Source organism: Flavobacterium sp. FPG59 (assembly GCF_002150205.1).
In the GTDB taxonomy this organism is placed as follows: domain Bacteria; phylum Bacteroidota; class Bacteroidia; order Flavobacteriales; family Flavobacteriaceae; genus Flavobacterium.
The window spans coordinates 1-8,962 of record NZ_MTCA01000117.1 but is presented as its reverse complement, the minus strand read 5'-3'; the positions used below and the strand labels follow the sequence as shown (position 1 = coordinate 8,962).

The window sequence follows — 8,962 nt, the reverse complement described above, 5'->3', positions numbered from 1 at the left end:
GAACAAGCACAGTATTTAGTGCGCTACTTCTTTTTGAGATTTTCTAAAAATTGTAAACTGGAACAGCAATGAAATCATTATAGTTAGCATGGCGCCAATAAAATTCAGCCATAAATAGCCTAATTTTTCCTGCCCGCTAGGATAGACATAAATAGCATAGTAAAAAATAATAAAAATGGTGAGTTGGCTTAGCACTGCGCTATAAAAAATAGCTTTTGATTGTACTTTCTGGATGTAAAAACCAACCAAAAATATCCCTAAAACTGTTCCGTAAAATATTGACCCAATGATGTTTACGAGTTGTATTAAGTTTTCAAAAAGGGTTCCTACGCAGGCAAATAGAATGGCAATTACTCCCCATAAAAGCGTAAAAAACTTGGTTGCATACAAATAATGTTTATCTGATTTTTCACCTTTTACATTTCTTTTATAAATATCGATTGCTGTTGTAGATGCTAAGGCATTAAGTCCTGAGGCAGTTGATGACATGGCCGCAGATATAATTACAGCCAATAATAACCCAATAAGACCTTTGGGCAAATAATTAAGAATAAAATGAAAAAACACATAATCTTTATCGTTAGTTTCGCTAGTACCATCTGCTTTTAGAATGATTTCTTTGGCTTTGTCTCTTAAATCTTTTTCTTTATTAGATAATGCAACCAATTCTTTTCTCAATATAGGATTATCATAATCTTGGTTAAGCTGATCAATATACAGTAAATTGATTACTTTTTTATCTTCAGAAAGATCATTCAATTTTTGCTCTAATGCGTTGTACTCTCCTTTATAAACTGATTTTTCAATCAATGTTTTATTGTTTGGATTAAAATTTAAAGGCACCGGATTAAATTGAAAAAAGACAAAAACCATGACACCGGTAAGTAATATGAAAAACTGCATTGGAACTTTTAAAAGTCCGTTCATGATAAGCCCCATTTGACTCTCTCTAACAGATTTTCCTGATAAGTACCGACCTACTTGGGATTGATCTGTTCCAAAATAGGCTAAAGCCAAGAAAAAACCGCCTGTAATTCCACTCCAAAATGTATATTTTTCTTCGGGATCAAAGGAGAAATTGACAATATCCATTTTATCATTGGCACCCGCAATATGAAGTGCACTAGTAAAGGTCATGTCATTAGGTAAATAATAAAGGATTAGAAAAAATGTGATAAACATTCCAGACATGATTACAAACATTTGCTGTTTTTGAGTCACATTAACCGCTTTTGTTCCTCCGGAAAACGTGTAAATAATCACTAAAACCCCAATGACAATATTCATGTAGGTGAGGTTCCAACCCAATATGGCTGACAAGATAATGGCAGGTGCATAAATGGTAAGACCCGTTCCAAGACCTCTTTGAAATAAAAATAATATTGCAGCTAGTGAACGGGTTTTTAAATCAAATCTTTTTTCGAGATACTCGTAGGCTGTATACACTTTATACTTGTGGTACAGCGGTATAAAGGTTACGCAAATTATTACCATGGCAATAGGCAAACCAAAATAAAATTGCACAAAACCCATTCCGTCATGATAAGCCTGACCAGGTGTAGATAAAAAAGTAATTGCACTTGCTTGAGTTGCCATTACAGATAGTCCTACAACATACCATGGTGTTTCGTTATTACCAAGTATAAAATCTTCAACGTTTTTACTTCCTTTTGTTTTCCAAGCTCCGTAAACAACAATAAAAAGTAATGTAACAATTAGTATAATCCAGTCAAATAATTGCATAGTTTAAGAGTATAATTTCATAATAAGACAAAAAATGGCAATGTATATGGCATTTGCCACCAATACCCAAGTATAATTTTTTTTCCAAGTTTTTTGTTTCAATGGTTCCATAGTTATGAATTAGAGCTTGTTGTTTTGAACTGAAATAGTTTGTGATGGCTTCAAAGAAATGATATTCGAAATTAATTTATACGCTCCTGTAACACCTTCTGGAAGCTCTCTAAAAAAGCTTAAACCTGTGTAAACATAGTGACCTTTACCGTAAGGTGCTATGAGTAACGCACCATTTTTTGGGGTTTCTCCTTTGTCATTTGATGAAAAAATAGGAGTAAAGGCCGGATCAAATTCATTTGGGTAATATAATCCTTGCTCTTGTTTCCAGCCTTTAAAATCTTGTGCCGTTATTGTATTAGGATAATTCATGACGGGATGATTTGGAGCTAAAAATCGTATTTCTGCATCCTCTTCGGTAACACGATCACGAGATAATTTTAAAGGATAAGGTGCAATTTCATTGGTAACTAAGTCACCTGCAGTATTGTATTGAACAATCATTGTTTTTCCGTTTTTTACAAAATCAAAAAGGATTGCTTGTTTGTTAACCAATGCGTTGATAGTATTGTATGCTCGAACTCCTGTCATTACTACATCAAAGTTTTCTAGCTTTTCTGGTGTAATTTCATCTGCTTTGATTAATGTTACTTTATATCCTAACTGTGTCAAGCTGTTTGGGACTTCATCACCAGCACCCATAATGTAGGCAATTTTTTCTTCATTTGTTTTTAAATCGGTTTTGATACATTTAGCCGATGCTGTTTGTAGTACTTGCTGTTTTGTAATATGATCATAAGAAATGATAATTTGTTCTTTATCAAATCTTTTATTGTCAATAATTGCAACACTTTTTGCTATTGTTTCCTCGGCTTTTTTTGGAGCTGTAACATCAAAATAAAAAATTTGCTCCATTCCCTTTTTTTCAAATGAAAACGGAATGTTTTGAGGTGTTACTGTCCAGTTTTTTGGAAGTTCAAGCTGTAAATTTCCTTTAATATTATCTTTACCAGCTTTAATTTTAACACCTACTTGTTTAGTTTTTGTGTCTTTAAAAAGCAAAACCTTATGTGTAATTGCAGTAGTTACCTCTGGAACAATATCAAGGTAATTGTAAACTTCACCTTTTACGTCATCATTATATTTGTAAACAATGGTACGCTCATATGGAATTTCAATTCCGTTGATTCGAATATTAAATTCTACTTTCGCTTCTCTTAAAATGTCAGGAACGCCTCTTTTATTTTGGTCGTTTACGGTATACATTCCGGCTGTACCCGCATCTTGCAACCAATATGGTTGTGTATAATTTAGGTTTTCAGGAAGTTTAAAATCTAGATTTATTATTTTCAGTACATTATTTTTTAATTCTTGATTTTGACTAGAAATGGTATTATTTGGCAATGTTTGTACACTAATCAATTCCATGGGAATGGCACTTCTATTGATTGCTTCAAGTTTTAATTTTAGAGTACTACCGGGAGTTGCCTCTTGGTTTTGGGCAACTGCCTCTAGGTATAAACCGGTACAAGCGGCAATGATTTCTTTTACTGCGGCTGCTTTTACTGGTGTCCATTGATTAGGCTCTAAGGCTTGCATCATGGTGTAGGCTTTCGCCAAACTTGGAATACTTGCCGAAGGGTTTTTGTGATCAAATTCTTTTGCTATGATTGCTAGTAGTTCGCCAATAGGAGCGCCTCCTTTTACACGATTCCATGAGGTATCAATACCTTCAAAAAGTGTTTTTTTATCCAATAAAGGATCTCCATTTATTAATTCTAGATATTCAGTCTCTTCGCCGCGTGCACCTGTACTACCAAAACCTTGCGATTGATGGCGACTGCGACTCAAAGCAGCAATTTCTTGGTTTGATTTCCCTAAATTACTGTAATAGGTTCCCGTTTGAAGGCTAATTAAGTTGGTTTTATCAGCAGCATTAAATTTTTCCATGGTACCATAAAACCACCACGAAGTATTAAAAAATTGTCTTTTAGTTTGCCAAGGTTTTACAAATTGTAATTGCTCGGGAAAAACAGTTGGATCATTAGCCATCTTAAAACTTTCAACGCTTAGCATGGCAGATGCGGTGTGATGTCCGTGTGTAGTTCCTGGAGATCTATGATCAAAGCGATTAACAATTACATCTGGTTGGAATTTTCTTATTGCCCAAATTACATCAGCCAATACTTTTTCTTTTTCCCAAATGGATAAAGTTTCCGTTGGATTTTTTGAAAAACCAAAATCATTAGCTCTTGAGAAAAATTGCTCTCCGCCATCTATTTTCCTAGCTTCTATAAGTTCTTGTGTTCGAATAACACCCAGTAATTCTCGTAACTGTGTACCAATTAAATTTTGACCACCATCTCCTCTAGTTAAAGAGAGATAAGCTGTACGTGCTTTTTGATCATTGGCAAGAAAAGAAATAAGTCTCGTATTCTCATCGTCAGGGTGAGCAGCTATGTATAATACTGAGCCTAGAAAATTGAGTTTTTCAATTTGATTGTAAATTTCAACTGAATTAAGTTTTTGAGGTTGTTGTGCATTTGTGATTTGCAAACAAATTAGCATTACAATACTGATTAAGTAGCTTTTTTTATACATTATCTAAATATATTATTCCTTTAACTCCAAATGTAGGGATTAAATATTTTTTACAAAATTTTTTAACGTTCAAGGCGGTCTATAAAAAGTTATAAACCACAAAAGGGAGAAAAACATCTAGTGTTCTTCTCCCTTTTTTATGTGCTAATGCTTAATCTCTATCACGGCCTCGATCTTCATCTCTGTCATGTCTGTTATTTTTGTAATATTTACGATCATCATGGCGGTCATTATCTCTACGATTTCTATGATCTCCACGATTACTAGGTCTCTCGTTTAAGTACACTCTTCTATCTACATGATAAACAACATTTCTAGGTTCATTACCTCTATATCCTCTATAATATTTTACTTTATGTGTTCTAAAATGATTGTAAGGACTTGGACCATGGTAATCGTTAAGAACTACTTTACACCCTGTGTTTAAATTGTAATTTCTGTATTGGTTGGGTAAAAACCTTGCACGAATCCATCGTCCATGATCAAAATAAATGAATCGGGTAGCTCTTACATCATAATACGTTTCTACGTCTGGAAGGTAGTAATACTCCGCATTTACATTTCCTACAGGTCCCCAAGAAGGAGTTCTACCGATATTTACATTTACAGATACTTGTGCTTGTATTGAACTTGAAACTAATAAAATAATTCCAGCAACTATTAATTTGATCGTTTTCATATTATCCTATTTTAGTGATTTATTAAAAAAATGTTTAATTATCTCTAACAACAATTTTCAACAACTGTGCCAAAACAGATTAAGTAACATTTACATAAGAAAAAGTAAAATACATAAAAAAACAAGGTGATATTTAAGTGTATGATTATTAATTATTTATATTTAGTTTTTATCTTTTCCATGACCATTATTTCCTTTGTCTTTTTTATTGTTTCCGTGATTTCCCGGCTCGCTTTTGTAATTTTTATTGGCTTTGATTGAACTTGAATTATTCACTTTGTAAACTCCAATATTTTTTTGAGGTTTACCTTTATATCCTTTATAATATTTTATTTTGTGTGTTTTAAAATTAGCGTAAGGAGTTTTACCACGATAATCATTCAATACTACCTTGTATCCATTATATAAGTTATAGCTTCGATATTGATTGGGTAAATTTCTAGATCTGATCCATCGACCATTACTTAAAATAATAAATTCTGTTGCTCTAACGTCATAATACGCTTCAATATCAGGTAAGTAATAATAGTCTACTGCTGAATATCCTGATGGTCCCCAAGCTGGAGGTGTACCGATATTTACATTTACAGATACTTGTGCTTGTGTGGAGAAAGAATATGTCATAAACAATATTCCTATTAAAAGGATTTGGATTGTTTTCATTTGATAAATTTTTATAGAATTAGTGTTAAAATGCATGATGCCAAGAAAAAAAATGAGGAAACGATGATTCGTTTCCTCATAAGTCTTGATCCTTTTTAATTTACAACAACAGTATAAGTAAAAGTACAATTATAATTATTGCCCCTACAGATAAATAGACGCCATTCCCCGTAGATTTTAATTCTGTTTTTATAGCTCGAACTTCTTTTCTCAGCTCTTTTTTTTCTGTACGACTCATTTCTGATTTGTCCATTGCTTTTATCTCATCTAGACGATTCAATAAAACTTTAACTTCTGCTGGAACTTCTTTTGGAGTAGTAGAAATTGTAGTTGGATTTTTTTCAGCGGCAAATACTTGTGTTGGTAGCACACTTAATGACAACACCATTATCATTAAGTAGAAGGTAACTTTTTTCATTATTATAGGTTTTAAAAGTGATTATTATGTTAACAAATTTAAACCATTAGCATACTCTTGACTTATATAATTTGAACTATAAATTGTATAATTCACACGCAATTTTTTATGTGAATTAAGTTTTTTATATGTTTGATTTTTAGTTATTTATACTTTACTATTCTTGGTTTCGCTAAATCAAAATCTTGTAAGCGGAAATCAGTTGTTTCAACTGCGTTTGTTTTAAAAATTGAACTCCCATTGCCAGGTATTGTTGGGTAATAGGATAGCGAAATTTGGAAAGAATTAAAAACAAGATAATCGTTATTGATAATGAATCCAATGCTCAACTTGGAATAGGCTTTGCTCTTTAAAAAACTTTTTGAGCTGTTGCCAAGCCCTGCAATTGAGTAGTTGATAAATGGATTTAAGCGAAATCCCCATAGGTTCCATGGGGAGTATCCTTGAGTTTGTAGTGTTAAAATAGCCTTTTGAGTTCCATAAGTAGCCATTGTAAAACCACTAAGACCATTATTATCATTTATTGATAATTGATCACCGTAGGCATTAGCTCTTTTAGAACCAATTATTATCTGTGGTTTTACAAATTGTCTAATTTTCCACTTACCAATTGTCATTAAGTTAGTAAAATAATTGGCTTCAAAAGTAAATGCAGTTTGCAACGTATTTGAGTTTTCTAAAAATGTTCCAAATTCAAAATTAGTGCTCAAAAAACCCCATTTATAAAAGTTACCAAAAGACGCACGAGAACCCAGATACATACGTCCAGCATTATTTTTATATTGATATCCACCTGTTAATGCATATATTCTACCAATAGGTATATCCTCAATTATACCATATTGAAATATGTAACGATCACGAACGAAGGTACGTGACGAAATTCCTACCCCAATTAAGGCTAGTTTTTCACTAGCATAAAAATCTTCGGGATCGTATACCGCTGTAGGACTTTCTAAATATTTTAAATTCATAAATCGGCTCGTTACAATAAGATTTGTAGTTCGATCATTAACCGAATTTCCTTTAAACAGCTTGAAAGCGCGTCCTACCCAAAAGTCATGTGTATTGTATTTAAAATTTTGAAATTCAAAAACAGCATTCAAATCAGGAAGAGAATCTTTTCTAAACTGTTGATCGATATAAATTCCGCCTGCCCATTTTGTCAAAGGCGAATAAAATGGCCGTTCAATAGTAATACTTTTGCCATAATACCCGTCTAAATCTATTTGGTACCTTACTTTGGTGTTTATAAACGTATTTTTAATGTTAGGAATGCTATACGCCACATCATAAGCAGTTTTTGAATCACTAAATTGATTTTTGATCTTATTTTCAAATTGATGTCCTGACCCTAAAAAATTACGTTCATTAATTTCAATATTCATTTTTGAACTTGAAAGTGATCCTTTTGGAATAATACTCCAGGAATCTAAAATTCGAATAGAAATGTCAACAGAATCAGGGCTATTTGCAATGCTTTGCGGCGCTACATCTACGCGGTTTATATATCGTTGCGAGCGAATCAATCGTTCAGATTCTCTTACAAGTAAAGAATCAAAAGGTTTGTTTTTTTTAATTAAAAGTAAATTTAAAATGGCTAGTCTATTGGTTTTTACATGGATTTTATTACCGGTACGCTCTGCCCAATTTTTTGGTTTTTTTGAAGTGTCAACATCAGAGTAGCCAAATGGGTCTAAGGTTACGATGTTTATTTTTCTAATAATTTTACCTTCGTAATCGGAGTATTGTTTTTGTACTTGTTTAGTGCTTTTGCTTTTTATAACTGATGATCTAAAGATTAGTTTGTGCATCACCTGTGTAAACTTGGTCTTTTTAGAAAAGTTTTTAATATTGGAATAGATGGCAATACTATCCTTTGAAGTTGCTTTTTTTTGTGCAAAAGTTATCTGTACTGCACAAAGAATAAGCAAGAATAGTAAAGTTTTTTTTTGGGTACGCATTTTATAAAAATCAAGGGTACAGTTGACAGAATGAAATAACTAGCCCTCAATTAATTACGGGGTGTGCATAGGATTTAGAAACTAAAACTTATTGATTTATTCTTTAGTTTTATTAGGGTCAATTTCAGTTGTAGTTTCAGTAAACGTTGGAAGTTGAACCTCTGTGATTATAACATTGGGTTTTGACTCTTCCTCTGAATCAAAAAGGGGTAATTTTATATTACGCCATGTATACGTTTTGGGTAAATGATCACCCATAAGGTAACCCCAAGGCTCTAGTGTGTCTATTCTGTCAAAAATTACTTTAATAACAGCCAATATAGGCAGTGCAAGAAACATTCCAGAAACCCCTGCTATGGCACCACCAATAATGATGGCAATAATAGATATAAATGCATTGATTTCAACTTTTGAACTTACAATTAACGGCACCAAAATATTATTATCAATAAGTTGAACAACTACAGTTACTGCGATAACACCAATAATTATAGATAAATCTGGTGTGCCTGTTAGAGTGGCCACGATACTTAAAACTCCCGCAAAAAGAATTCCTATGTAAGGGATTAAGTTTAAAATTCCGGTCATCACTCCTAATAATATGGCATATTTAACACCTATTAACATCAATCCAATTGTAGTCATTGTAGCTACTAATATCATTTCTATAATTAACCCCACGATATAACTATTTATAGCAATACGAATGTTGGTCAATATATCTTTTAGTTTATGATGGTGTTCTTTATCAACTAGTTTTGATAAAAACATCAAAAAGTGGGTTCTATATAATAATATTAAAAAAGTGTAAATAGGTATTAAGGTTAAATTTACAAGGGTATC

7 protein-coding genes are annotated in these 8,962 nt (G+C 32.5%); all 7 read right to left on the bottom strand.

Annotated elements, in window-relative coordinates; all coding sequences use genetic code 11:
- Positions 1-15: 15 nt before the first annotated feature.
- The gene (locus FPG59_RS10660; RefSeq protein WP_086454585.1) at positions 16-1,743 is read right to left on the bottom strand and encodes a sodium:solute symporter; all 1,728 of its coding nucleotides are present in this window, start codon (positions 1,741-1,743) and stop codon (positions 16-18) included.
- A 120-nt stretch (positions 1,744-1,863) separates the two neighbouring features.
- A complete protein-coding gene (locus FPG59_RS10655; RefSeq protein WP_086454584.1) occupies positions 1,864-4,395 on the bottom strand; it encodes a PIG-L family deacetylase in 2,532 nt (843 codons plus the stop codon).
- 151 nt (positions 4,396-4,546) lie between these two features.
- On the bottom strand, positions 4,547-5,074 hold the full coding sequence (locus tag FPG59_RS10650) for a hypothetical protein (RefSeq protein ID WP_086454583.1): 528 nt from the start codon (positions 5,072-5,074) through the stop codon (positions 4,547-4,549).
- 162 nt (positions 5,075-5,236) lie between these two features.
- Complete coding sequence (locus tag FPG59_RS10645; protein WP_086454587.1) at positions 5,237-5,737, bottom strand: hypothetical protein; 501 nt, start codon at positions 5,735-5,737, stop codon at positions 5,237-5,239.
- A gap of 100 nt (positions 5,738-5,837) precedes the next feature.
- Positions 5,838-6,155 (bottom strand): hypothetical protein, encoded by a 318-nt coding sequence (locus FPG59_RS10640; protein WP_086454582.1) that lies wholly within the window; start codon positions 6,153-6,155, stop codon positions 5,838-5,840.
- 143 nt (positions 6,156-6,298) lie between these two features.
- Positions 6,299-8,119: a hypothetical protein gene (locus FPG59_RS10635; RefSeq protein ID WP_086454581.1), complete on the bottom strand. Its 1,821-nt coding sequence runs from the start codon at positions 8,117-8,119 to the stop codon at positions 6,299-6,301.
- Between the two features lie 96 nt (positions 8,120-8,215).
- On the bottom strand, positions 8,216-8,962 hold a 747-nt coding region (locus tag FPG59_RS10630), incomplete at its 5' end, for an AI-2E family transporter (protein WP_140344631.1).

Coding starts and splice junctions, on each gene's coding strand:
- FPG59_RS10660 (WP_086454585.1), bottom strand. CDS start 1,743: ATGCAATTATTTGACTGGATTATACTAATTGTTACATTACTTTTTATT.
- FPG59_RS10655 (WP_086454584.1), bottom strand. CDS start 4,395: ATGTATAAAAAAAGCTACTTAATCAGTATTGTAATGCTAATTTGTTTG.
- FPG59_RS10650 (WP_086454583.1), bottom strand. CDS start 5,074: ATGAAAACGATCAAATTAATAGTTGCTGGAATTATTTTATTAGTTTCA.
- FPG59_RS10645 (WP_086454587.1), bottom strand. CDS start 5,737: ATGAAAACAATCCAAATCCTTTTAATAGGAATATTGTTTATGACATAT.
- FPG59_RS10640 (WP_086454582.1), bottom strand. CDS start 6,155: ATGAAAAAAGTTACCTTCTACTTAATGATAATGGTGTTGTCATTAAGT.
- FPG59_RS10635 (WP_086454581.1), bottom strand. CDS start 8,119: ATGCGTACCCAAAAAAAAACTTTACTATTCTTGCTTATTCTTTGTGCA.